The following is a 24,621-nucleotide window of genomic DNA, read 5'->3' on the forward strand; positions in this document are numbered from 1 at the left end:
TAAAATCGGAGGTTAATTATGGTAAGAATAACAAAAATTTCTGCCGGTATTTTATTGCTTATACTATCGATTATCTTAATGATCAAGTCAGGTTTTGAAGGCTTTATCGCCGCACTGGTTGGTACTGGTGCCATTGGAGGTGCTGCTGGTATTTTGATGGCAATAACTTACATCATCACGGCAGCTATCTACATTTTGACAAATCGGACTTACAGTTTAGTTCCCGATATCGTTGGTTTTATTATCTTAATTTTAGGCGGTCTCATGGGCTTGTTTAATGCCAATATGCCCGGTGCCGGATTCTTAAAAATCTGGGCCTGGGTCGGTATTATTATTGGTGCCATCGATTTAATCGTCGTTATAACGGATACGATCATCAATCCCTTACCCGACGAGGACGAAAATCAAAACGACAATCAATTCAATAACAACCAGTTTGATCCCAATCAAAATCAATTTAACAATCAACCAATGAATGGGCAATACAATAATCAACCGAACAATTTTAATCAACAAAACTATGGGTACAATCCTTATCAAAATAACCCAAATCAATATAATCAATCCAATCAATACAATCAACCTAATCAATACGGACAAAATCAATACAATCAAAATCAGAATTACAATGGTTACAATCAAAGTCAAATGCCTAATCAACCAAACGGCGGCAACAATCGTCAATTCAATAATCAAGCAATGAATCAAAATCGCCAAAATTATAATCAAAATCAATTTGGTCAAAATCAGAATAACCAAAACTACAATCAGGGCGCCTATAACCAACCTAATCAACAAAACCAGTTTAATAACCAAGGCCAATTCCCTAATAACTTCAACAACAACCAAAATAGTGTTGGCAGTCGAAGTCGCAGTAATCGTCATAAGAAATAGTTTTAGGGGTTAAGTATGCCGCCCTCCATAGCAAAGCCAATCACAGGACTTGTGCGGAAGACGGCATCAACCACCAACCAAACAAAAGAAACATTCTATTTAAAAATAGTACTTACGTAAATACCCAAAAAGAACAGCCAATCCAAATAAAATTAGAAAAGCAATCAATCCTTTTAATTGCTGCTGATTTCTGAATTCTGGTTCTTCTTCTTTTTCCGTGCTCAATTCTTTAGAAAAATACACAATTATCACACTGTTCAGTGCAATAGCCACTAACAGTAGCCCCGTTGTTAGATTGGTTAACTTGCCTATTATTCTTTGCTGAGAAACTATCAGAACCAAGAGGATATTCAGAATACTTGGTACCCAGATATATTTTTTTAAGCTTGCTAAACGAGTTTTCTTCTCTATGTCTTTCACAACATCAGATCCTTCCACTAATAAATTATCGAGTGACAGGTGATAGAGTTGCGAAATTCGAATCAAACTTTCTATATCGGGGAAAGTTTTACCGGTCTCTCAATTAGAAATAGTTTTAGACGAAACGAACAATTTCTCTGCTAGTTGTTCTTGCGTTAAATTGAATTCTTTTCGTTTACCACGTAATATTTGATTTAATTTCATGACTGATCACCTTTCATCTAAAACTTATCAAAATGGGAAGAAAGCTACCATCCAATCCCTTTCTAGTTTTACTATTTTCAATAACTCAATCGCTATAACGCTAAAATTTGGGGATAAATTCCCTAATTCAAGAATACCATTGATTTTTGTAAAAAATTCTTGCCTATTATGATGATAAAAACGATTTCAAAGGACTATATTTTATTGTAGAACATTAGTTATCTATAAAATTGTTAAAAATTTATCAATCTGTTGATAATCCTATTAAAACAATGATGAAACCGCTTTTTGCGAGGCTAATTCATTGCTTAAAAAGTTAATCAATCATATGATAAATTTGTATATATAGGGAAAAATATATTGTTCTAAGGAGGTTTTTTACCATGCTCACTATGGGTCTAAGCATTGTCTCTTTAGCACGTTTTCAATTTGCTATGACAACTGTCTTCCATTTCTTCTTTGTTCCCTTCTCAATCGGAATGGGTTTTCTTGTTGCCATCATGGAAACTATTTACGCTGTTAAAAAAGACAAGGTTTATCTAGATATGGCAAAATTCTGGGGAAAAATTTTCCTTCTAAGTTTTGCTGTTGGTATTGTTACCGGTATTATTCAAGAGTTCCAATTTGGTATGAACTGGTCCGAATATTCACGTTTCATGGGTGATGTATTCGGTGCTCCTTTAGCTATTGAAGCTCTGCTTGCTTTCTTTATTGAATCCGTCTTTATCGGAATTTGGATGTTCACTTGGGATCGTTTCAAACCAGGTGTGCACGCATTTATGATTTGGATGACTTCAATTGGTACGATGTTGTCAGCCATTTGGATTTTAGCTGCCAATAGTTTCATGCAACATCCAACTGGCTTTAGAATCAACAACGCCACCGGTCGTATTCAATTAACTGACTTTGGTGCTGTTGTTGCTAATCCTCAGCTTTGGAAAGTCTTTCCTCACGTTATCTTAGCTGCTTTCATGACTGCTGGTGTTGTAATCGCCGGTATGAGTGCTTGGGGCTTGTTACGTAAGAAGAGTGGTGAAAATCATTTCTTCAAGACATCACTTCGCTTTGGTCTCTGGGCAAGTTTGATTTTCGCACTTGCTTCAGCTGGTGCTGGTGATTTGCAAACTCAACAAATCATCAAGGATCAACCAATGAAGTTCGCCGCAACTGAAGGTATTTACGAAGATACTAAGGACCCTGCTCCTTGGACAGTCGTTGAACTGATCGACAGTAAAAACCATACTGCTAGTGGAAAAATTGAACTTCCTGGTGTTTTGAGTCTTTTGGCATATCACAAATTAAGTGGTTCTGTTAAAGGTATGAACACCATCAACAAAGAACTACATGCTAAATATGATAAAAAATTCGGTAAGGACATGAACTACTACGTTCCACCTAAGACTTTATTCTGGAGCTTTAGAGTCATGACCGGAATCGATGCTTTGATCATGTTAGTTGCTTTCGTTGGTCTGATCTTCTCACGTAAGAAGAAAGATACGATTGAAAGTCACAAGTGGATGCTAGTTGTTTTAGGCATCTGCCTCTGGGTTCCATTTATTGCCAACTCAGCTGGTTGGTTCATTACCGAATTCGGTCGTTATCCATGGATCGTTTATGGTCTATTCACAATTGCCGATGCCGTTTCACCAACTTCAACTGTTGGTACTTTATTATTCAGTAATATTGTTTACTTCTTGCTATTCACACTTCTGGGTGGCGTTATGATTTGGTATTGTCGTCAAACACTTCATCATGGTCCTTACTTTGAAGAAGCTGATGCTAAACAAAACGTCGATCCATTCGCAAAGGAGGCCTTTGGACAATGACACTAAGTACATTATGGTTCATCGTAATCGGACTTTTGTTTGCCATCTTCCTCTTTTTGGAAGGCTTCGATTTTGGTGTCGGAATGTCAACTAGAATTCTAGCCAAAAATGATGAAGAACGAGCTGCTTTAATGTCAACGATCGGCCCTCATTGGGACGGAAATGAAACCTGGTTAGTAACGGCTGGTGGTGCCATGTTTGCATCCTTGCCACTCTGGTATGCTACTTTATTCTCAGGTTATTACATTCTCTTCTTATTAGTTTTAGTTGGCCTTATCTTGCGTGGTGTTTCCTTTGAATTCCACAAACATGCTGAAACTAGAACTGGTAAAAATCTTTGGATGTGGGCATTTTTTGCTGGTAGTATCATCCCACCATTCTTTCTATGTATGATTTTATTAAGTATGGTTCAAGGTATTCCTATCAATGCCAATGGTGATGCTTTCCCAACTTTCTTTGACGTTGTCAATCTCTTGTCAGTCGTCGGAGGAGTTGCTGGTGTCCTACTATCACTAGTCCACGGTTTGAACTTCATTCGCTTAAGAATCGAAGGTCCATTACGTGAACGTGCTCGTAAATTGAATCAAATTTTATATCCAATCTTGTTTTTAGGTGAAGTCGTTTTTGCCATCTTGGTATTTCTACAAACAGACTTCTTCACTAAGAGATTCGCATCATCATTACTTATCACAGTTCTAATTGTTTTGTTCTCACTCTTAGGTTACTATGGAGTCCTAAAGGATAGAGAAGGCTGGAGTTTTGCTGGTAGTGGCTTATCACTAAGCATGGTTATCGTCTTGCTATTCAACGGACTTTTCCCACGTGTTATGATTGCTACAAATCCAGCACATAGTATTTTGATTAAAAATGCTGCCAATTCTCAATACACTCTCACAATTATGACGATTGTGGCCTGTATTCTGGTTCCAATTGTGGCAATCTACTTCGTTTGGTCATATTCCCTATTCACTAAGAGAATAAATCCAAGAGAGAATACGGTGAAATATTAATGATAGATAAGCGTTTATTTCGCTTACCGGGAACTAAAAAATTACTCTTAATGCTTGCAGGATTAACTCTCTTGCAAGCATTTGTTATTTTATTCCAAGGTAAGTATTTAGCAGAAGCACTAGTTAATTCGTGGGAACAAAAACCGCTCCAATCAATCATCAAACCGATGATTTTATTTGCAATCGTCTTTATGCTCAGACACATCTTTACCTTGATCAATACCAAAATTGTTGAAGGTTATGCCAGCAAAACTTCCGAGCAGATTCGCTCCCAATTGTTGGAGAAAGTCTACACTTCAGGACCAGAAATGATTTCTGATGTCGGAAGTGGTAACTTAGTCACTTCTTCACTTGATGGAATTGATTTAATTGAGAACTACTTCAAGTTGATTTTTACTAAATTGATGGATATGTGTCTAATTCCACCAGTTTTATTGATCTACATTTATATGCAAAATATCGCTTCAGGAATTACTTTGACCATCATCGTTCCTCTAGTAATCTTATTCATGATTATTTTAGGACTCGCTGCCCAAGCCAAAGCCGATTCACAGTACAAGCAGTATACGATTCTTTCAAATCACTTTTTAGATGCCTTACGTGGTCTTCCAACCTTAAAAATGTTAGGTCTAAGTAAGCGCTATGCTAAAAATATCTATACCGTCAGTGACGAATATCGCCGCCGCACCATGAATACTTTACGAATTGCCATTCTTTCAACCTTTGCCCTCGATTGGCTAACAACCTTAGGAATTGCTATTTTAGCCGTCTTTTTGGGTCTTGGCTTGATCAACAATAGTTTCCCACTCTTCCCCGCCTTGGTAACATTAATTTTGGCGCCGGAATATTTTTTGCCATTACGCAATTTTTCAAACGATTACCATGCCACTTTAAATGGAAAGAATGCTCTCGGTTCAATTTTTGAGATTCTCGACCGACCAACTACGACCAAGGAAAATCAATTGCGTGATTTCAATTGGGATAATAATTCGCAAATAACGATTGATAACCTAAAGTTCTCATACCAGGGAACTGCCCAAAATGAAGTCAGCCTTGATATCGACAGTTTGAAACTCTCCGGCTACCAAAAAATCGGCGTCATCGGCAAATCCGGTTCCGGTAAAACAACTCTGATCAGAACCATTGGCGGTTTTATCAAACCTGATTCAGCTGAGATTGCCATCGACAATCAAAAACTAGACAGTTTCAAGCAAAAAAATTGGCAGAACAAGTTAACTTTCTTACCCCAATCACCCTATTTATTCTCAGCTTCCATTGCTGAAAATATTGCCTTCTACCGACCAGACGCCACGAAAGATCAAATTGAATCCGCCGCTAAATCTGCCGGGTTGTTAGAATTCATCGCCACTTTGAAGGATGGTTTTAATACCAAGATTGGTGAAGGTGGCCGTGGTATTTCCGGTGGTCAGCAACAACGTATCATGCTGGCGCGAGCTTTTCTAGCTGATGACCGACACGTTTTGATTTTTGATGAACCAACTGCTCACCTTGATATTGAAACTGAATATGCCTTAAAACAACCGATGGAAGAGCTTTTCAAGAACCACTTGGTAATCTTTGCGACCCACCGTTTGCACTGGATCAAAGAAATGGATTACGTTATCGTTATGGACAATGGTCAAATTGCTGAACAAGGAACTCCTGAAGAGCTCAGCCGTCATAACGGTGCTTTTGAACAATTAATTACTAATATGCGAGGTGAACAGATGTGAATTTCTTTAAAACTTTTAAACATGATTCCTGGGTTAAACCTTACATAAAACAATATAAGGGACTTCTCATAACGGCGTTATTATTAGGACTCTTTACCTCATTTTGTGCCGCCGCTTTAATGTTTACCTCTGGCTATACGATCGATAAAGCAGCCACTCACCCCGTTAATATTCTCTTGATTTACGTACCCATTTTATTGACTCGTGCGTTTGGTATCGGTCGCCCAGTTTTCAAATATCTCGAACGCCTCAAGAGTCACAACTGGGTTCTACGAGTCACTTCCGATTTGCGGACACGACTCTATAAAACCCTTGAAAGTGATGCAACATTTTTCAATGAGCATCATAAGACCGGTGACATCATGGGATTATTATCTGAAGACATCAGCCATCTCCAAAATCTTTATTTAAGAACTATTTTCCCAGCCGTGATTTCTTATTTACTAACCATCATCGCTTCAATTGCCTTAGGAGTCTTCAACCCGTCCTTTGGTTTCTTCGTCTTTTTACTATTATTCATCGAAGTTTTCCTCGTACCACTGTTCTCAGTTTCCGTTGAAAGCGCCCGCCGTGCCTATCAAAAAGAGGTCAAAAGCGACCTCTACGTTCAACTGACCGATAATATTTTAGGAGTTGACGACTGGATTATTTCTGGTCGAAAATCCGATTTTCAAAATCTGACTTCGCAAAATATTCAAAATCTCGATCAATCAAAGAATAAATCCAAAGCCTTCCGGCGTAACCGTGACTTACTATTACAATTGATCTTCGCGGCAATTGTCGTTTGTTTCTTAATTTTCACCAACTTAACAATGACTAACAATCAAGAACAAGCTAACTTTGTCTCAGCCGTCGTACTAGCCATCTTCCCTCTCTCTGATTCTTTAATTCCTGTCAGTCAGGGCTTCGAAGAATGGCCCTTGTATAAAGACTCGATCAATCGGTTAAACACGCTTAAACCGGTTAAAAACCAGCTTCCTGAGCAAGTTAACTTACCGGCCGCTGACTTTAAGGAACTAAATCTCGAGCATGTGTCATTTGAATACAACACCGACTCACCAATTTTAATCAAAGATTTCTCGCAAACTATCACTCGTGGTGAAAAGTTAGCCTTGCTTGGGCCAAGTGGAATTGGTAAAACAACCATTTTACAGTTGATTCTAGGCGACCTAACGCCAACTAAAGGCCAAATCACTATCAACAATCTTGGTATCGACCAAATTCAAGTCAACCGTGAAAAAATCTTTTCAGTATTAAATCAGAAACCATTCTTGTTCAACACAACCTTAATGAACAATGTCCGTCTAGGAAACGAAAATCGCAGCGATTCTGAGGTCAAAAAAGCCTTAGAACGTGTCGGTTTAAAGAAACTAGTCGAATCATTACCTGATAAATACGAAACCCTCGTTGGAGAAAATGGCTCACGTTTCTCAGGTGGAGAACAAGAAAGAATTGCTTTAGCAAGAATCCTCCTTCAAGATGCTCCAATTGTTTTACTGGATGAACCAACCGTAGGACTCGACCCAATCACCGAAAATGATTTACTAGAAACTATTTTCGAAGTTCTTAAGAACAAGACAATTATTTGGGTAACGCACCATTTACAAGGCGTTAAACACGTTGACAAAGTAGTGTTTATCAACGACGAAAGTATCGAAATGCAAGGTTCACCACAAGAACTATACAAAACCAATCAACATTTCAAAGAACTATATCAAATGGACCAAGGACTTTAGTCGTTATAACGTTACATTTGTGTTCGACTAAATAGTTAATTTCTTTAGTTTGGGTGGTGATTGTACTGCCGTCTTCCGCAACAGCTCTGGGAAATGCTGGAACGCTGTGGGCACAACTTGAAGCCAATTTTTAAGTTCGAAAATTGTCTCCAAGATTGGCCTTTTTGTAAATGCTAAAGCATTAACAAAAATTTCACGGCTGAGCATTTCCCAGAGCTGTTGCTCCAGACTAGATTTCGGTTCTTTGCAGTTATTTCTGTAAATTCTGAATTGAATACAAATCTATTCAGAGGCATCATTGAACTGTTTCATAGCCCGGATTCGTTATAACGCTTAAATATTTTAATTGATTTAATTACTAAAATAAAAAAATAGAGGATATTACTAATACTGCAAGATTCTGCAATATAGTAATATCCTCTTTCTTTATTCCTTAGTTCTTACTTTGACGTACGAGACACAATAGCCTAACAAAATACCCAGCCCAAAATCAGAACAGAATTAGTATACCTAAATGAATGGAAAGCAAATAACCAATAAGTGTGAAATTCAGTCCGGAATAGCAAAGCCGATTTGGCTCAGTGGTGAAATTTCTCTTAACGCTTTAGCGTTTAGTGAAAGGCCGAGCTTGGAAATGCCGCGTACTTTGCGGTAGTTTCAAGTCGTGCCCACCACGTTCCAGCCAAAATCGGCTTTGCTATGGAGGACGGCATACTTCCACATCCCCCCAAAAAAACAATTAGAATCCCATCGTTACACCGTTGATTATTCCTATTGGACTGTCTTTTAATGACCGTGACATTACTTCTAGTTGATTGATTATGTCATTTTGCTCTTTTGTAAAATGATACTCGTTAGCGAAGGCTAAGTTTCGTAGATACCAATTCAAATTGCGAATTGCTTCGGGAATTTGCTTTTGTTGTTGACTAACTTTCTCGGATTTATTGATAACCGCATAGGCTGTCAAAATCTCTTTTTTGATTGCATCATTGTCTTGTACTGAAGTATTCAACCGGTTTAAAAGTTGATTGACTTTCTTAACTTCTTGAAGCTTTTTCTCTTCACTCATAATTTCCTCCTTAACAAGAAATTACTTGATTCGATCGATCAAATTCTTAACTAAAGCTTTTAAAACTTTTTGATTGTGGCTCTTAGGTAACTTCTCAATTTCACTCACAGCCCGATTCGTATAACTGTGGGCAATTTCTTTAGCTTGATTGAGATATCCATTGTCAACGACGATATTTGTTGCCTTTTTGTCATCTTCACTAGTTAGTTTATCTTTTGATAAAACTTCGATCAATTGTTCGTTTCCTGCTTCTAATCCTAGAATATATGGTAACGAATATACGCCATTTTTTAAATCTTCATGAGCAGGTTTGCCAATTTGTCCAGAATTACTGAAGTCTAAAACATCATCAATAATTTGAAAAGCCATTCCGATATCATGGCCGATTCCCTTGCAACGATCGATCAAATTTTGGTCGCCGTCACTAACTATGGCCCCCATTGCGGCACTTAGACTGAACAATTCGGCCGTTTTACCAGAGATTTCCGTAAGATACATTTCAGTCGTGGCTTTGACATTGAAATTGATCAACATCTGGTCTAATTCACCGACGAGAATTTTTTTCATACTGAGGGCGTTGCGTAAAATATCAACGTTGGAATGTAAATTGCGTGATATCAATTCAAAATAGAGCGTAAACAAATAATCTCCGGCATAAATGGCGTTACGGCGACCGTACTTCGTATGAATGGTTGGTTGGGAGCGGCGCATTGGTGAGTCATCGATCACATCATCGTGAATCAAAGTAGCGACGTGTAGTACTTCCAGTGATGCTGCTAGCGGAATTAAATCTTTGGTTGGCAATTTTTTCTTACCGAAGTCACTAAATAGTAAGAAAAAGGCGGGACGCAACATCTTGCCTCCTGAGGTCAAATCTCGAATCATCCCCGTTATTTCGAGATTATTAATATTCACTGCCTGATGAATATATTCTGTCGTTAAATCCAACTGTTCCCCTAATTGGGGATACTTTTTCCAAATTGAGTTTGCCATAAAATATATCTTACCCCTGTATCGCTTTGTTGTACTGCAAAATAATTCTATAATAGAACTTATCAAATTAGAACCTATCAAAACCAAAGGATGGTCAACGTGAAACCTTCAGTATTTTTTGAATTAGTCGAAATTAAAGCTAAAACTGCTAGTGTCTTTCCATTTCTAATGGGAACGTTGTATTCATATTATCACTGGCACTCTATTAACGCTCTTGATTTGATTTTATTTTTTATCGCTATGTTTTTATTCAATATGGCCGTTGATATCAACGACAATTACTGGGATTACAAAAACGCCACTGGAGACGATTTTCGTCAGAAAACTAATGTCATCGGCGTTCACAAGCTTAATATCCACTTAGTCGGTTGGCTCGACTTTTCTTTTACCGTTATAGCGGCTATCATCGGACTATTTATCGTCTATCGAACCGGCTTGCCACTGCTCTTTTTAGGGTTATTCTCGTTTGCTGTCGGTTTTTGTTACGCCGGAGGTCCTTGGCCAATCAACCGTGGTCCTTTAGGAGAATTTTTCTCCGGTTTCACGATGGGATACGTTATTTATCTAATTGCAATTTATATCAACGTCGTCCACACACCTGAAGTGATTTTGAATTTTAAATTTTATGGTGATGCCTTATTGTCATCCCTACTGACAGTTTTCGCCATTTCCAATTTATTATTAGCAAACAACATTGCCGATCAAGAAGAAGATATTGGTCTAGGCAGAAAAACGCTAGTCTATTATCTTGGTAAAGACAATTCAATTTTTATCTTGAAATCTCTCTACGTACTGGGATATCTAGCTCTGACTTGTTCCGTTATTTTAGGATTACTTCCAAAGTTGATGCTGTTGACCTTCTTGATTACACCAATTGTATATAAAAATGCCAAAGCATTCAGCGCTAATCCGATCAAGAAGAAAACTTTCCCCTTAATCATCAAAAATCTCTTGCTGATCACTTTGACAGAAACAGTCACCTTTATTTTAGGCGTGTTATTTAATTTTTAATTTAAGTATTGCGCAAAATCATAAGTATCTTGGGCAATCATTAATTCTTCGTTAGTTGGAATCGTGTAGGCGGCCACTTTTGAGTCATCAGTTGTGATCTTGATCTCGCCACCGCGTTGTTCATTTTTCTCGTGGTCAATCTTCAAGCCCATGTATTCGAGTCCACTCAAGATGTCCTCACGTACAGGAGCTGAATTTTCACCAACACCAGCTGTGAAAGCCAACACGTCCAAGCCACCCATTTCGGCAGTGTATGAACCGATGAATTTCAAAATGCGGTTACGATACATTTCCAAAGCTAATTTGGCACGTGAATTAGTGTCCTCGACAGCTTCGATATCACGCATATCTGGGGAAACACCTGAAATTCCTAATAGTCCAGACTTGTGATTCAAAATGTCGATCATTTCTTGAATATCGGTAATACCTAATTTTTCCATTAAGAACGGCAAAACTGAGAAATCAATGTCACCACTTCTAGAACTCATCATGATCCCTGCTAGTGGCGTGAATCCCATTGAGATATCAAAGGCTTTACCGTTTTTTATTGCGCTGATCGAAGCCCCTGATCCTAAGTGCAAGACAATAATATTCTTATCCTTGATACCACCGTCGACGATATCTTCTAGACGTTGGGCGATATATCTGTGACTAGTTCCGTGAGCCCCATAACGACGGACGTGATACTTCTTATAGTCTTCCATATCGATACTGTAGAGATAGTTTGTTTCCGGAATATCAACGAAGAAGGAAGTGTCAAAGACTGCAACTTGAATGGCCTTTGGAACTAATTTTTTAAAGACGTTGATATAATAAGCTTCAATTTTATTGTGAAGTGGTGCATATTCTGCCAATTGCTCAATTTTTTTCAAGTTCGCACTATTGACGATTTCTGACTTTTTGAACTCTTCACCACCGGCAACGACACGATGACCGAAGGCGACAATATCTTCAAATCTTTCAATGATTCCCATATCTTTTAGTGCATCCAGGATAGACAAAACGGCGACATCATTGGATTCAATGGCTTCCTCACGTTCAATCTTTTGACCATTGTACTTTAATTTAAAGACAGCTTTGGGACTACCTAAACGGTCGATCATCCCTGAAGCAATTGTTGTTTTGGCAGGCATTTCAAAAAGTTTCCATTTCAAAGTTGAACTACCTGCATTTATAGCCATAATCTTCATACAAAAACTCTCCTTTTTTGGTCTAAGTTTTCTCTACAAATAGCTTTATATCAAACTTTACACCGATATAAAAAAATGCTACTCTTTAGTAACTATTATAAGTCTTTTTATGGGGGAATCCATTCGTGAAATTTTTAGACATGCTACGCAAAATTGATGAGAAGCCAGAGCCTAGTAAAGCGGTTCCAAATTCTCCTAAAAAAAATCAAGAACCTACACCTACTTCACAAGCTCAAACAACCGAAGTGGCTGAAAAACCCGCTGAGGAAGAACAACTTCCAATGTCTGTTCATGATAAACGCGTAAAAATTGAAGAACAAATGAACGATTTATCGCATCAATATGCTCAATTGAGAAATGACCTCAAAACGAATCTTTTCACAGAAAAAGACGATTTTGAAACTAAGAAAGAAACCTTAGATAATTATCTTGAAACCTTAAAACGCGATGAGTCTGAATCAACTGAAAAACTTGCTGATACTAAAGCTCAAAATGACGATGCTGCTAAAGAACAACTAGCTCATGTTAAAGCCGATCGTAAGGATCTAGAGGCAAAACTTGCTGACTTACAAGACCGACTAAAAGATTTGAATTCCGACATCAACGCCAGAACAGCCCACTTAGAATCACTTCAAACTAACTTGGCTAAGAACGAACAATCTGAATCTGACATGTCAACTTCGATCAAAGAAGAAAAAGACTTACAAAAGATGCTCGTCTTGATGGAAGAACAAAAGAATTCTATCAACACCCTCTATGATCAAAGAAAAGACCTCAAGACTCAAATTAATTCCGCCCAAGAAAATATCGCAAATCTAAATAGTAATGCTGACGAACTTAATAGTAATATTAGTGACGTCAACAAGCAAATCGAAGATTTAGTTAAAAAAGACAAAGATATCAACGACAAGATGAAGAGTGATCACAATTATCGTATTGAAACTATCGCTGGCCTTGAACGACACTTACAAAGTTTGGATGAGGAACACAAGAAAATTGATGGTGAACTAAGTGAAGTTAATAACAACATCGACTACATCACTAAGTATATCAAAGATGTTTTCCATTCTGCATACTTAGTTCGTGATGTTTATCTCGATAAGGAAAAACAATATTTTGTAGCAGCCGATAAATTCGATTCTAACGCTGATCAAAACGATTTATTCGGTATGGTCAATTATTTAGAGACTAAATTGCAAAAACCAGTAACAATTGTTTCAACTTTCTATAACAATCATCTTCACGATTGCTTGGATCAAAAAGCTAAAAACTTGAAGATTGCCATTCCAAATGTTGTTAACTTATTTGAACAACTCCAAGTCAGCCCTAATCCAACTGATAAAAAAGTAGCTATCCCCGAAAATCAAGATTGGGTAACTAGAACTGATGTTGAATCACAAGACACTTTCATCTACGACCAAAAACAAACACTTCTAATGACGGTTGAATATTTCGACAAAAAAATTGACCGTATCAACTATTACAAGAACGATCAAATCGTCAAAACTAATATTTATAACGGTGACGGTCAACTATCTTCAATGCAGAAATTCAATCAGGATAAGCAATTGACTGAACAAAGTTTCTATCGCACTGATGGTTCAATTGTTTTAACTATTATTTTTGATAAAAATAATGCTATTAGCTATCAATTATTTGATAAAAACGGACTTTTGGAGCATGATTTCAATGAGAAGTCAGAACTGATCACTTGGTGGCTCAAGAGCATCTCACCCGATACAGAAAACGCTGTTTTTGTAGGTAATAATTCTGATTTGTTATACCAACTAATCACAAGCGTGAATAGTATTTCGAGTGATAACACCATTCTTCTTTTACAAAATGTAGCTAAGAGAATCGATGATGTGATAACCTTATTGGATAAGTTATCTGAAGTTCACGACATCTTTGTGCAATCTGAGGATGATTTGCATGCGATTGAAAATAAAACTAACCGTGACATCAGTGTCAGTGTCATCAACACCTTAAGTGACGGTACTTTATCACTACCTGTATCACTGAAAATTTAATATTGGGGGGCTGTATGATGTGGCAGAGTCTCTCATTTGAACTCTAAAAAACCAAATTCATACTAATGAGTTTGATTTTTTTTTGGTCACATCTTCAATCTTGCGAAAGTGGAAGAAATTATGAAAACTATATCTGTTATCGTTCCGTGTTTTAACGAACAAGAATCTATCAATATTTATTACGACGCCATGACAAAAGTCAAAGAGGCTGCCAACAAATTCAAATTTGAATACTGGTTCATCGACGATGGTTCTAAGGACAAAACGTATTCGATCCTAAAGGACTTGCAAAAAACGCACAGTGACGAAGTCCATTTCATCTCCTTCTCAAGAAACTTCGGTAAAGAGGCTGCTCTATACGCTGGATTAAACGAAGTTACTGGTGACTATATCGCCGTTATGGATGTCGACTTACAAGATCCACCCGAGATGTTGCCAGAAATGTTTGATCTATTAGAAGCTAAAGAATATGACTGTGTCGGAACTGCCCGTATGGATCGTGAAGGTGAAAACAAAATCATCTCCTTCTTCTCCGACAGTTTTTACAAATTGATCAATAAAATGTCGCAAACCAAAATCATCCCCGGCGCCCGTGATTACCGCTTAATGACTAGACAAATGGTTGAAGCCATCAAATCAATGACCGAGTACAACCGTTTTTCCAAGGGAATCTTCAGTTGGGTCGGCTTTAAAACTAAATATTTACCATACAAGAACCGTGAAAGAGTCGCTGGTAAAACATCCTGGAACTTCTGGAAACTGTTGAAATACGCCGTAACCGGCATCGTCGACTTCTCAGAAGGCCCATTAATGTTCGCCACTTGGATGGGAACTATCTTCTCAATCACCTCAGTGTTCGCAATTATTGCCATCATCATCAGAAAAATAGTTAATCCCCTAAGCAGCGTCAACGGCTGGGCCTCAATTGTTTCGATAATCTTGTTAATTGGTGGAATACAGTTGTTAAGTATCGGAATATTAGGTGAATATATCGGGAAGATTTTCTTAGAAGTTAAGAAGAGACCGATTTATATTGTTAAGGACAAAAAATAGAGAGCGTGGAACAGGGGCGGTCAGCTACCGGAGGATAACGTAATTTCACGAATTGCACGTCGAACTTTACGGGCGATTTGGGAAATTTTGTTATCTCGGAGGGAGTTGCCCCTGTGGAACGCGTTTTGACTATATCGCATAGAACCATGGTTATAAAAAAATTATAGCTATAAAAAACCACACCAAAAAAGCAGAGAATTCCCCAATCCAGAATCCTCTGCTTTTTCATTTCCACCATTTCCAATCATTATCACATGATAAACCATATACTATAAGATATAATATAATATACAGGAATAGATTAAGGGACGGATAAAACTATGAATGTACGTGATCGTCAAGCTGAAAACACCAAGAATGCAATTTTAAAGGTGGCAGCTGAAATGTTTTTATCACAAGGTTACCAGGCAACTTCTACTCGTAAGATTGCCCAAGAGTTGAACATTACACAACCGAATATGTATCACTATTATAAAAACAAAAAAGTCCTCTATATGAAGGCTATCGAGTACGTCGTTAACGGTTTGAGTGAGAAATTGCTAGCGGAGTATAACGACAAAAAAGATTTACCGTTTGAAGAACTACTTACTTCAATGTCGAAGTTCATGATTGAGAATTTCCGCATCAATTATTTCGTGATGCAAAATGACATCGACACCTTCTTTACCCCTGAGGAAAAAACAGAACTCAGCAAAAATTGGGATGGTGGATATTACAAAGTTTTATTCAATATATTTCAATCTCACAAGAGTGATTTGCGTTCTGACTTGGCAATCCCCGTTCAAGTTGGAACATATTTAACAATGTTGCTGCCTTACATTGAACACAATGATGCCAAAAGGAAGCGTAATATTGCTAACTTAGCTACGGTTATCAATATTTTCATCAATGGCATCAAAAAAGAATAGGAGCAAATATGGAATTTATAACCCTTCTCGCATTGATGTTATTTCTAACACTAGTTGTGAGCCACATTTTTAACCGACTCAACTTACCTGCTGTCATTGGACAACTGATCTTGGGGGTCATTCTAGGGAAAGGTGTCTTAAACATCGTCAAACCTAGCAGTGAGGTCGACCTCTTTTCGGAAATTGGTGTCGTCTTATTAATGTTTCTAGCTGGTCTAGAAAGTGATTTAAAACTACTAAAGAAACATTTATTACCAAGTATTAATGTCGCAATTTTTGGGGTAATTCTCCCCGTCGCCTTATCACTAGCAACTGCCTTAATTTTTGGTATTAACTTAAAGGAAAGTGTCTTCATGGCAGTTGTCTTCGCCGCTACTTCAGTTTCCATTTCTGTTGAAGTTTTGAAGAGTCTCAACTACCTTTCAAGTTCGTCTGGGACGGTCATTTTAGGAGCCGCTGTCGTTGATGATATTTTGGCCATCTCTATTTTGAGTGTCATGTCTGGAACTTTAACAGGAGATTTTTCTGCCAAAAAATTATTGTTGCTACTAGCCATGTGGATCGGCTTTGGAATTTTAATCCTCGTCCTTCACAAATGGATCATTCCTGAACTAATGCACCTATCCAAATACGTTGAAGCTACTCATGCAACGACGATATTTGCTTTAGTAATTTGTTTTGTGACGGCTTATGTCGCTGATGTAGTTCAATTAGATGCCGTCTTAGGTGCCTTCGTGGCCGGAATTGCAGTGTCTAATTCAAGCTACTATGATGAAAAAGTTAATAGTAATATCGAAACGATCGGTTATGGAATCTTTATTCCAGTATTCTTCATCAGTATTGGTTTAAACCTCGAATTCAGCAGTTTCCTTCGTGACTTCTGGTTAATTGCCATCTTTACCATCACCGGAATCGTCGGAAAATTGATTGGGGCCGGCTTCGGTGCTCGAATTTCTGGTTTTGGTAAAAAAGATTCCTATGTCATTGGTGCGGGGATGATTTCTCGTGGTGAAATGGCTTTGATCATTGCCCAAATTGGTTTTAGTGCCAAATTGTTATCGGAAGAATACTATTCAGCCGTGATCATCAGTGTCATTTTAATTACGATCATCGCACCATTTATTCTCAAGAGCTCAATTAATAAGAATCCGCTATAGCTTATAGTTACCACTAAATCAAAGCACGCGATATAATGATAACGTAAACATTTTTTATTTAGAAAATAGAAGGGGAAGGTTATTATGGCACATATTTTAGTACTAGGTGCTGGTTACGGTGGCTTGAGAGCTGCTCGTGATTTAGCAAAAAGCACTCCAGCAGGAACACAAATTGATTTGATCGACAAAAATGATCGACACGTTGAAAAAACTGCTCTACATACTATCGCAGCAGGAACTAACCGAGCTGAGGCAGTAAGTTTTGAAATTCGTTCAGTTTTACCTTCAAATGTTAACTTTATCAAGGCAAATGTCTCTTCGCTTGATTTAGACAACAAAACGGTTAAATTCTCAGACCACGAGGATATCAAATACGACTACATCGTTGTTTCTTTAGGCTTCCGTTCTGAAGACTTCGGTCTAGAAGGTGCCAGCAAAAACGCCTTGATCCTTCAAGATCTTGAATCAGCTGAAAATATTTACAAGAAGATCAACGAAAATATCGCAAATTATAAGAACTCACAAGATCCTAAGGACTTATCTATCATCGTTTGCGGTGCCGGTTTCACTGGTGTTGAAATCCTTGGTGAATTAGTTGATACTGTAAAAATTTTAAAAGCTAAATACGATGTTCCTGAAATCAAAGTAACTTGCCTCGAAATGGCAACGAGAATCCTACCAATGTTCGATGAGAACTTGGCAAGCTATGCTGTTGACTATTTGGATAAGAATGGCATTAAATTGCTTACAGGAGCTAAGATTAAGAAAATCGAAAAGGACTCCGTTATCTATATGGACGGCGACACTGAAAAGAGTGTTGGCGGAAGCACAATCATCTGGACCGTTGGTGTCAGTGGTAGTGACGTCATCAAAGATTCTGGAATCGATGCCAGAAGAAACCGTGTCATGACAACCGAATTCTTAAATCTAGAAGCACATCCAGAAGCTTACTTCATCGGAGACGACTCAGCCATTATCCCAAAGGGTGAAGAACGCCCATATCCAACAACTGGCCAATTAGCTACAGCCGAAGGATCAGGAGCTGCCTTCAACATCGCCGCTGCATTAAACGGCAAAGATTTGAAACCATTCGTTTACAAGTCAATGGGTACCGTCGCTTCATTAGGACAAAACCACGGAATCGCTGAAATCACAAGTAAGAACCTCAAGTTCAAAGGAACATTTGCTTCATTGTTGAAGCATCTTTCAGCTGATAGAGGAATTATGGAAATTGGTGGAATTAAGACTGCTATTAAGAAAGGTACTATCTAAATAGAGCGTGGAAGCCAACGGTCAGGAGTCAGCAGATAGCCTAGTTTCACGAATTGCCCGCCGATTTTGCGGGCGATTTGGGAAACGTAGCTATATGTTGACTCCTGTTGGCTGGAACGCGTTTTGGCTATATTGCATAGAACCATGGTTCCAATCAAAAAGAACAAACAAATATAAATATCAAACAAAAAACAACCACTTCAGTTCCCAAAAGAAGCCAGGTTGTTTTTTTATTCCCCAAAATCCCCAACAAAGCACCCAATAATTGCTTTATAAAAATCCAAATAATATACTAACCCTGAACAACACCAAGGGGTGACAATCATGGCAATCAATAAAAATCAAATTTGCACGATTTGCGGCAACCGCTTCACCATCACTGAAGGATTATTTCTTCGCGACCTCAGTGATGTTTTAAAGTCCAAAATTAAAGAAACTAATCAATACGTCAAACCATCCTCGTTCATTTGCTTAAAGGATTTACAAAAACTCAGAATTTCAAATATGCAAAAAATCATCGATCAAGATTTAGAAATTGATCACCAAATGAGTGACAAACTCAAAAAAGAACTGGAAAAAGATACTTACGTCATTAAGAATATCAACGATACCGTTTATGGCAAAAGAACTCGTGGTCAAAAGATGGCTGACGCTGTGGCTAAATTTGGCGGTAGTTGGGGCTTTATTATCGTCTTCACCGTTGTTTTAGTCGGTTGGATGGCAATCAATGTGCTTCATTTATTTGGGATGCATTTTGATCCCTATCCTTTCATCTTACTGAACTTATTTCTCAGTTGTGTAGCCGCAATTCAAGCACCAATTATCATGATGAGTCAGAATCGCCAAGCTGATCGTGACCGTTTCGATTCTGAAAATGATTATCGGACCAATACTAAATCAGAAATGGAAATTAGAATTCTGCATGAAAAACTCGACCAACTAAATGAAGTCCAATGGCCCCATATTTTGGACATTCAAAAAATGCAAATCGAGGTTCTCAGTGAAATTGAAAATGAAATTCAATCTTTGAAAGCTGAAAATGAGCCAAAAAGAGAACGTAATACTAGACATCCGCACAAAAAATAAGAAAATGGAATAGAACTTTTCCAACAATAAAACAGTGGGCCAAGATAATCGTACTTTGATTACCTTGGTCCACTTGTTTTATATCCTAAATTTATTTTATTGTGTGCGTGACACCTATGTTTCCTCTAAATAGTTTTTTCAAAACCGTCACGATGATTGTAGCTAAAATCGATACAAAAATTATTGTGAAGATCACGCCTAATAGCTGCAAGCCTAATTGTTTGAAGCCACCGCCGTACAACAAACCATTCGTTATAACGTTACTATTGACTGACTTTGTAGCGAACAATCCTACTGCAATTGAACCAACAATGCCGCTGACACCGTGACAGCCAAAAATATCTAAATAATCATTTAGATGTAATTTGTATTTCAAATAATTCATAAAATAAAAACTCGCTATTGCAGAAATTATACCGATGATGAAACTACCAAAAACTGTCACATAACCTGTGCCCGGTGTTATTCCAACTAATCCACAAATACTGCCGGTACAGATGCCGCTGACGGTGACTTGAGATTTATAGATATTTTCCAAAACTATCCAAGTAACTAAAGCCGAACATGCGGCAACGGTCGTAGTAAAGAAAGCATTGATAGCTTGCATATTTAACTTTAAAGCACTGCCGGCATTGAACCCGTACCAGCCGATCCACAAGAGCACCGTCCCAAATAAGATCCACATTGAGTTACCTTTGGCCGCCTCATTATTGTATTGATACGGTTTTCGTAAAGTAATGGCTAAAATCATCGCTGTAATACCAGCATCAATATGGATCACTGTTCCTCCGGCAAAGTCCAGTACACCTAACTTAGCCAAAAAACCACTGGTTGACCAGACGATATGTGCCAACGGATAGTAGATCAACAATGACCAGCAAATTACAAACAAAACAATGAATCTGATCCTAGCTCGACTAGCGACTGCTCCTAAGAAAAGCGCTGGCGTGAGAATCGCAAACATCATTTGAAAGAGTAAGTACACACTTGTCGGCAAACCTGTCGTGCCATAAGTAGACGATAAGTCTAGTCCCGACAAGAAGAGATGTTGAAAGTTACCGATAATTCCTAAAATATTACCTTCAAAGGCAGCCGAGAAACCTACTGCGACCCAGAGTAGACCAGCAATTCCAAACATTAAAAAGCTGTTGAACAGAATTCGATTGACGTCTCTTTGAGGGACAAATCCGCTATAAAAAACGGCAATTCCTGGCACCATTATCCAGACCAATATTATTGAAAGAATCATAAAGCTTAAGTTCATAATTATCACATTCTTTTTTTGATAGTTAAAACAAGCCCTCACAAGCGTTTCAAGTATCCCTCTATATTGACCCGTATTTTATTACAATTCTTTTTCTATGTATACCAATTCAACTTGTGCCAGAGAGCGTTAAAATGTCAGTTTTTTATTCGAACAATTATAATGGAGTCGCATTCTAAAAGAATGAAATATTTATATTTTAAGGAGTTTGTCATGGAAAAGAGAAAATCATCAATATCTTTATTAGGTATGTTGATCACCCTTGGAATCGTTTATGGCGATATCGGGACTTCCCCGCTTTATGTTATGAACTCGATTATCGGTAACGCCGGTACAATGGCAGACGCTAAACCTGAATATATTCTCGGTAGCGTTTCATTGATTTTCTGGACTTTAATGTTGATCACTACTATTAAGTACGTTCTGATTGCCATGAAAGCCGATAACAATTCCGAAGGGGGAATCTTTGCCCTATATGCCTTAGTCCGTTCTCAAGGTAAATGGTTGATCATTCCTGCTCTAATCGGTGGCTCCGCTCTTCTAGCAGATGGAACACTTACTCCAGCCGTAACGGTTACTTCAGCGATTGAAGGAATCAAAGGCCAACAATTTGGTAATTTCATTTTTTCCAATCACCAATCAGTCGTTTTGATCATCGTAACGGTAATTCTTTTATCAATTTTTATCATTCAAAAATTTGGAACTGAACGGATCGGTCGCTCTTTTGGCCCGATTATGCTCGTTTGGTTCAGCTTTATTGGTATTGCCGGACTATTTAATCTCGTCGGTAACTTTGAGGTTTTAAAAGCTCTATCACCAATCTATGCCATCAAAGTTTTATTCAGCCCGGTCAATAAGGTTGGTATTTTCATTTTAGGTAGTGTCTTCTTAGCAACGACCGGTGCCGAAGCACTGTATTCTGACATGGGTCAAGTTGGCAAGCACAACATTTATTTTACCTGGCCATTTGTTTACACCATGCTGATGCTCAACTACTTCGGCCAAGCTGCTTGGGTGATTTCCAACTATCAAAACAGCCAGTACAACAAGCTTTCTGGAATTAATCCTTTTTACGAAATGTTACCTAGTGACTTCAAAATTTTTGCCATCGTTATAGCGACACTAGCAGCTATCATTGCTTCTCAAGCCTTAATAACCGGCTCGTACACTCTAGTTCAAGAAGCGATTGGTTTAAAAATTTTACCTCGGTTAAGAGTTAAATTCCCTGGTAAATTTGAAAGCCAATTGTACATTGAATCAGTCAACTGGATTCTTTGCACGATCACCGTCAGTATCGTCTGGATCTTCGGTTCTTCAGAACATATGGAAGCAGCCTATGGACTCGCTATAACGCTAACGATGCTAATGACTACTATCCTATTACATCAATTCCTGCTCATGAAAAAGCACCGTCTCTTCGCTAATATTTTCATGGTATTCTTCCTAGCATTGGAAGGATTATTTCTAATTTCCAGTCTGGTAAAATTCGTTCATGGTGGCTATATCACCGTTATAATCACGCTAGCCATTTTAGCCGTCATGGTGATCTGGTTCTTCGGTAACAAGCGGCGTGATGCTTACTTATCAGAAAGTGAGAATGTTTGTCTACTCGACTACATCCCTCAACTGGAGAAATTAAGTAAGGATCCTGGATTCCCAACATACGCGACTAATTTAGTTTACATGATCAAATTAGGTAAGGATTACACGATTAAACGTTCCATCATCTATTCAATTTTGGATCAAGCACCTAAACGGGCTAAGGTCTACTGGTTCATAACGGTCAATCAGACAAGTGCCCCTTATGAATGTAACTACACGATCGATATGATGCACACGAGAAACGTCGTCAACGTGCAGTTAAACCTTGGATTTAAGAAGTCGCAACACGTTAATATTTACATTCGGCAAATTATCAATGATTTGATCAAAAAGCACATTATTGATGATCAAACACCAACTTATTCGATGGTTTCTAACCGTCACGTCGGCTCCTTCAAATTCATTATTCAAAATCAACAATTCCAGGATTTGGGAGCGCAAGAACACATGAATGGCTTAGATCGATTATTGATTGGCGGTCGATTATTGCTCCAAAATATTACTATTTCACCATCCCTTTGGTACGGTTTGGAATTTAGTGATGTTGTTGAAGAAAAAGTTCCCCTATTCTTAGGTACACAAACTGATGAGTATTTGGCGGAAAAAGAAATCAAAAATAACGTTAAATAAAAAAAGCTTCCCGAACGGGAAGCTTTTTTTATTTGACAATTTCAGCACCAAGACAATTTTTGAAGTGCTCCAAAGCCCATTTGTGACTGGCTTGATTAAATGAAGCTACGCCAGCTTCATGAATTACCAGTTTATAGTTCAAATTGTACGCATCAACAGCGGTATGCAAAACGCAAATATCCGTACAGACACCGACTAAGTGTAACGTATCGATTTTTCTTTCTCGAAGACGCAAGTCTAAATCAGTCCCGGCAAAAGCGCTATAACGGGTCTTATCGAACAGTTTCACCTGTTCATTGTCGTCGTGACTATCGAACCAGTCTTTGACACCGCCAAATAGTTCACGACCCCAAGTTCCTCGAACGTTATGGGTCGGGAAAAGTTTGGTTTCAGGATGATACTTGTCACCGGCTTTGTGAACATCAGTTGGGAACCAAACCCAATCGCCGTTTTGATACATATCCTCAGCTAAATTAAAAATCCTCGATTCAATCTTTTGACCCGGTGCTCCACAAGTTAAAGCACCATTATCTGCTACAAAATCGTTCGTGTAATCAATAACCAATAAAGCTTGATGTGAAGGCATTTTTTAATCCTACTTTCTGCTGCATATTTGTTATACATCGATTATTCAAAATCTGGTCTGGTAAGTCAATTTATTCGCTTACTTTGGAACTTTCACATTTATTTTTCTGCTAATATGAAAGCGTATAACACTAAGGGAGGCTTCATAATGAGTGATCGAAATAAAAAATATAATATTGGTACCAATTCAATTCTGAGCGTGAAAGGTGTTTCGATTGATTAGTTTTAGAAGTAAATCTTTTCAAACACCAAGCAGTGGTTTTTATTTTCTCCTTCATCCCAAACAAACCTAAAAAAATCTGCTATAATTTCCCTAATCCTAGGAGGTTAAACATGCAAAAAAGATATCGAGAATCACTTCCAAAAATCCCACTAATAATCTCAATCGTTGGCGTGATAATTTTTGCTGCCCTGTTTTCCTTCCTCACTTTGAGAACGCCAACCCCGTCAACGACACCCACGTATCCCAAAATCAAAAAAGAACTCACTCAACAATTCAACAGCAACGGCAAAGTCGCTACGGTCAAAGAGGATCGCAACATTAACGACAAAACCAGCAAGAAATCACATACTGTGATCATAGTAGTATTAACTGACAAACAGACTCAAAAATATATCAAAACTACTTATGAAGCTGTTCAAAATGACAACGCCACTACCGACCAAAAACTGTACATCCGCTCGATTCAAAACATCATCCAGAAATCTGCTAAGAAACTCGACAATAATTACGATGTCATCCAATTTGTCTACAAGGACAACAAATCTTACATCCCTGTTGCTAGTTCCCAAAAGAACAAAAATTTAATTCCACTCGTGAAGACAAAATAAAGAGTTTGGGACAAAAGTCCTAGATGACAAAAATAAGGTCCAGAAATCCTAATGATTTCTGGACCTTATTTCTATATACTAGTAAAGAAACGTCTTCAGTCGTTTCACCGCCAAGTA

At 38.0% G+C, this 24,621-nt stretch carries 21 protein-coding genes; 14 read left to right on the plus strand and 7 right to left on the minus strand.

The genetic code is table 11. The features are described 5' to 3' along the window. The first annotated feature begins 18 nt into the window (after positions 1–18). On the plus strand, positions 19–894 hold the full coding sequence (locus EGT49_RS08940; protein WP_135373594.1) for a hypothetical protein: 876 nt from the start codon (positions 19–21) through the stop codon (positions 892–894). Between the two features lie 99 nt (positions 895–993). Here EGT49_RS08940 and EGT49_RS12645 read toward each other — a convergent pair whose 3' ends face one another. After that, a complete protein-coding gene (locus EGT49_RS12645) occupies positions 994–1,314 on the minus strand; it encodes a hypothetical protein (RefSeq protein WP_246013827.1) in 321 nt (106 codons plus the stop codon). A 99-nt stretch (positions 1,315–1,413) separates the two neighbouring features. After that, positions 1,414–1,518 carry a helix-turn-helix domain-containing protein gene (locus tag EGT49_RS12650; RefSeq protein WP_246013828.1) on the minus strand — a complete coding sequence of 35 codons (105 nt, stop codon included), beginning with the start codon at positions 1,516–1,518 and terminating at the stop codon, positions 1,414–1,416. A 383-nt stretch (positions 1,519–1,901) separates the two neighbouring features. Between EGT49_RS12650 and EGT49_RS08950 the strand changes: the two genes are divergently transcribed. Genes EGT49_RS08950 through cydC form a run of 4 tightly spaced genes read left to right on the plus strand, consistent with a single transcriptional unit; the run spans position 1,902 to position 7,823 of the window. Then, a complete protein-coding gene (locus EGT49_RS08950; RefSeq protein WP_135373596.1) occupies positions 1,902–3,344 on the plus strand; it encodes a cytochrome ubiquinol oxidase subunit I in 1,443 nt (480 codons plus the stop codon). Beyond that, positions 3,341–4,354: a cytochrome d ubiquinol oxidase subunit II gene (cydB, locus tag EGT49_RS08955; protein ID WP_135373598.1), complete on the plus strand. Its 1,014-nt coding sequence runs from the start codon at positions 3,341–3,343 to the stop codon at positions 4,352–4,354. The genes EGT49_RS08950 and cydB overlap by 4 nt, the downstream gene beginning before the upstream one ends. Next, positions 4,354–6,087 (plus strand): thiol reductant ABC exporter subunit CydD, encoded by a 1,734-nt coding sequence (cydD, locus tag EGT49_RS08960; RefSeq protein ID WP_135373600.1) that lies wholly within the window; start codon positions 4,354–4,356, stop codon positions 6,085–6,087. Before cydB ends, cydD begins: the two co-directional genes overlap by 1 nt. Next, complete coding sequence (cydC, locus tag EGT49_RS08965) at positions 6,084–7,823, plus strand: thiol reductant ABC exporter subunit CydC (RefSeq protein WP_135373602.1); 1,740 nt, start codon at positions 6,084–6,086, stop codon at positions 7,821–7,823. The genes cydD and cydC overlap by 4 nt, the downstream gene beginning before the upstream one ends. 739 nt (positions 7,824–8,562) lie before the next feature. Here cydC and EGT49_RS08970 read toward each other — a convergent pair. Both EGT49_RS08970 and EGT49_RS08975 read right to left on the minus strand, forming a co-directional pair. After that, complete coding sequence (locus tag EGT49_RS08970) at positions 8,563–8,892, minus strand: bacteriocin immunity protein (RefSeq protein ID WP_135373604.1); 330 nt, start codon at positions 8,890–8,892, stop codon at positions 8,563–8,565. 21 nt (positions 8,893–8,913) lie between these two features. Beyond that, on the minus strand, positions 8,914–9,885 hold the full coding sequence (locus EGT49_RS08975) for a polyprenyl synthetase family protein (RefSeq protein WP_135373607.1): 972 nt from the start codon (positions 9,883–9,885) through the stop codon (positions 8,914–8,916). A gap of 99 nt (positions 9,886–9,984) precedes the next feature. Between EGT49_RS08975 and EGT49_RS08980 the strand changes: the two genes are divergently transcribed. Beyond that, on the plus strand, positions 9,985–10,896 hold the full coding sequence (locus EGT49_RS08980; protein WP_135373609.1) for a 1,4-dihydroxy-2-naphthoate polyprenyltransferase: 912 nt from the start codon (positions 9,985–9,987) through the stop codon (positions 10,894–10,896). On the opposite strand, the gene EGT49_RS08985 is transcribed toward EGT49_RS08980, so the two are convergent. Then, positions 10,893–12,086 (minus strand): acetate/propionate family kinase, encoded by a 1,194-nt coding sequence (locus EGT49_RS08985; RefSeq protein WP_135373611.1) that lies wholly within the window; start codon positions 12,084–12,086, stop codon positions 10,893–10,895. The two genes, EGT49_RS08980 and EGT49_RS08985, sit on opposite strands and share 4 nt — an antisense overlap. Positions 12,087–12,211: 125 nt before the next feature. Between EGT49_RS08985 and EGT49_RS08990 the strand changes: the two genes are divergently transcribed. The 6 genes from EGT49_RS08990 to EGT49_RS09015 all read left to right on the plus strand — a co-directional run bounded on the left by EGT49_RS08990 (position 12,212) and on the right by EGT49_RS09015 (position 19,592). Continuing rightward, complete coding sequence (locus EGT49_RS08990; protein WP_135373613.1) at positions 12,212–14,116, plus strand: hypothetical protein; 1,905 nt, start codon at positions 12,212–12,214, stop codon at positions 14,114–14,116. Between the two features lie 120 nt (positions 14,117–14,236). After that, the gene (locus EGT49_RS08995) at positions 14,237–15,169 is read left to right on the plus strand and encodes a glycosyltransferase family 2 protein (protein WP_135373615.1); all 933 of its coding nucleotides are present in this window, start codon (positions 14,237–14,239) and stop codon (positions 15,167–15,169) included. Between the two features lie 320 nt (positions 15,170–15,489). Then, positions 15,490–16,077, plus strand: a complete 588-nt coding sequence (locus tag EGT49_RS09000; RefSeq protein WP_135373617.1) for a TetR/AcrR family transcriptional regulator — start codon at positions 15,490–15,492, stop codon at positions 16,075–16,077. 8 nt (positions 16,078–16,085) lie between these two features. Beyond that, positions 16,086–17,234: a cation:proton antiporter gene (locus EGT49_RS09005; RefSeq protein WP_135373620.1), complete on the plus strand. Its 1,149-nt coding sequence runs from the start codon at positions 16,086–16,088 to the stop codon at positions 17,232–17,234. A gap of 84 nt (positions 17,235–17,318) precedes the next feature. Continuing rightward, positions 17,319–18,506: an NAD(P)/FAD-dependent oxidoreductase gene (locus tag EGT49_RS09010; RefSeq protein WP_135373622.1), complete on the plus strand. Its 1,188-nt coding sequence runs from the start codon at positions 17,319–17,321 to the stop codon at positions 18,504–18,506. 324 nt (positions 18,507–18,830) lie between these two features. Next, positions 18,831–19,592, plus strand: a complete 762-nt coding sequence (locus EGT49_RS09015) for a DUF1003 domain-containing protein (RefSeq protein ID WP_135373624.1) — start codon at positions 18,831–18,833, stop codon at positions 19,590–19,592. A 91-nt stretch (positions 19,593–19,683) separates the two neighbouring features. On the opposite strand, the gene EGT49_RS09020 is transcribed toward EGT49_RS09015, so the two are convergent. Further along, positions 19,684–20,856, minus strand: a complete 1,173-nt coding sequence (locus EGT49_RS09020) for an ammonium transporter (protein ID WP_135373626.1) — start codon at positions 20,854–20,856, stop codon at positions 19,684–19,686. Positions 20,857–21,069: 213 nt separating this feature from the next. Here EGT49_RS09020 and EGT49_RS09025 point away from each other — a divergent pair, with 213 nt between their 5' ends. After that, complete coding sequence (locus EGT49_RS09025; RefSeq protein WP_135373628.1) at positions 21,070–23,088, plus strand: KUP/HAK/KT family potassium transporter; 2,019 nt, start codon at positions 21,070–21,072, stop codon at positions 23,086–23,088. A gap of 28 nt (positions 23,089–23,116) precedes the next feature. Here the strand turns inward: EGT49_RS09025 and EGT49_RS09030 are convergent, their stop codons facing one another. Further along, complete coding sequence (locus tag EGT49_RS09030; RefSeq protein WP_135373630.1) at positions 23,117–23,674, minus strand: cysteine hydrolase family protein; 558 nt, start codon at positions 23,672–23,674, stop codon at positions 23,117–23,119. Positions 23,675–24,006: 332 nt separating this feature from the next. Here EGT49_RS09030 and EGT49_RS09035 point away from each other — a divergent pair, with 332 nt between their 5' ends. Beyond that, positions 24,007–24,504: a hypothetical protein gene (locus EGT49_RS09035; protein WP_135373632.1), complete on the plus strand. Its 498-nt coding sequence runs from the start codon at positions 24,007–24,009 to the stop codon at positions 24,502–24,504. Positions 24,505–24,621 lie beyond the last annotated feature (117 nt).

The organism is Companilactobacillus suantsaicola (assembly GCF_004745525.1).
In the GTDB taxonomy this organism is placed as follows: Bacteria; Bacillota; Bacilli; order Lactobacillales; family Lactobacillaceae; genus Companilactobacillus; species Companilactobacillus suantsaicola.

Bases quoted from the DNA above. Each gene is read 5' to 3' on its own strand.
- EGT49_RS08940 (WP_135373594.1), top strand. From the start codon at position 19: ATGGTAAGAATAACAAAAATTTCTGCCGGTATTTTATTGCTTATACTA.
- EGT49_RS12650 (WP_246013828.1), bottom strand. From the start codon at position 1,518: ATGAAATTAAATCAAATATTACGTGGTAAACGAAAAGAATTCAATTTA.
- EGT49_RS08950 (WP_135373596.1), top strand. From the start codon at position 1,902: ATGCTCACTATGGGTCTAAGCATTGTCTCTTTAGCACGTTTTCAATTT.
- cydB (WP_135373598.1), top strand. From the start codon at position 3,341: ATGACACTAAGTACATTATGGTTCATCGTAATCGGACTTTTGTTTGCC.
- cydD (WP_135373600.1), top strand. From the start codon at position 4,354: ATGATAGATAAGCGTTTATTTCGCTTACCGGGAACTAAAAAATTACTC.
- EGT49_RS08970 (WP_135373604.1), bottom strand. From the start codon at position 8,892: ATGAGTGAAGAGAAAAAGCTTCAAGAAGTTAAGAAAGTCAATCAACTT.
- EGT49_RS08975 (WP_135373607.1), bottom strand. From the start codon at position 9,885: ATGGCAAACTCAATTTGGAAAAAGTATCCCCAATTAGGGGAACAGTTG.
- EGT49_RS08985 (WP_135373611.1), bottom strand. From the start codon at position 12,086: ATGAAGATTATGGCTATAAATGCAGGTAGTTCAACTTTGAAATGGAAA.
- EGT49_RS08995 (WP_135373615.1), top strand. From the start codon at position 14,237: ATGAAAACTATATCTGTTATCGTTCCGTGTTTTAACGAACAAGAATCT.
- EGT49_RS09000 (WP_135373617.1), top strand. From the start codon at position 15,490: ATGAATGTACGTGATCGTCAAGCTGAAAACACCAAGAATGCAATTTTA.
- EGT49_RS09005 (WP_135373620.1), top strand. From the start codon at position 16,086: ATGGAATTTATAACCCTTCTCGCATTGATGTTATTTCTAACACTAGTT.
- EGT49_RS09010 (WP_135373622.1), top strand. From the start codon at position 17,319: ATGGCACATATTTTAGTACTAGGTGCTGGTTACGGTGGCTTGAGAGCT.
- EGT49_RS09015 (WP_135373624.1), top strand. From the start codon at position 18,831: ATGGCAATCAATAAAAATCAAATTTGCACGATTTGCGGCAACCGCTTC.
- EGT49_RS09020 (WP_135373626.1), bottom strand. From the start codon at position 20,856: ATGAACTTAAGCTTTATGATTCTTTCAATAATATTGGTCTGGATAATG.
- EGT49_RS09025 (WP_135373628.1), top strand. From the start codon at position 21,070: ATGGAAAAGAGAAAATCATCAATATCTTTATTAGGTATGTTGATCACC.
- EGT49_RS09030 (WP_135373630.1), bottom strand. From the start codon at position 23,674: ATGCCTTCACATCAAGCTTTATTGGTTATTGATTACACGAACGATTTT.
- EGT49_RS09035 (WP_135373632.1), top strand. From the start codon at position 24,007: ATGCAAAAAAGATATCGAGAATCACTTCCAAAAATCCCACTAATAATC.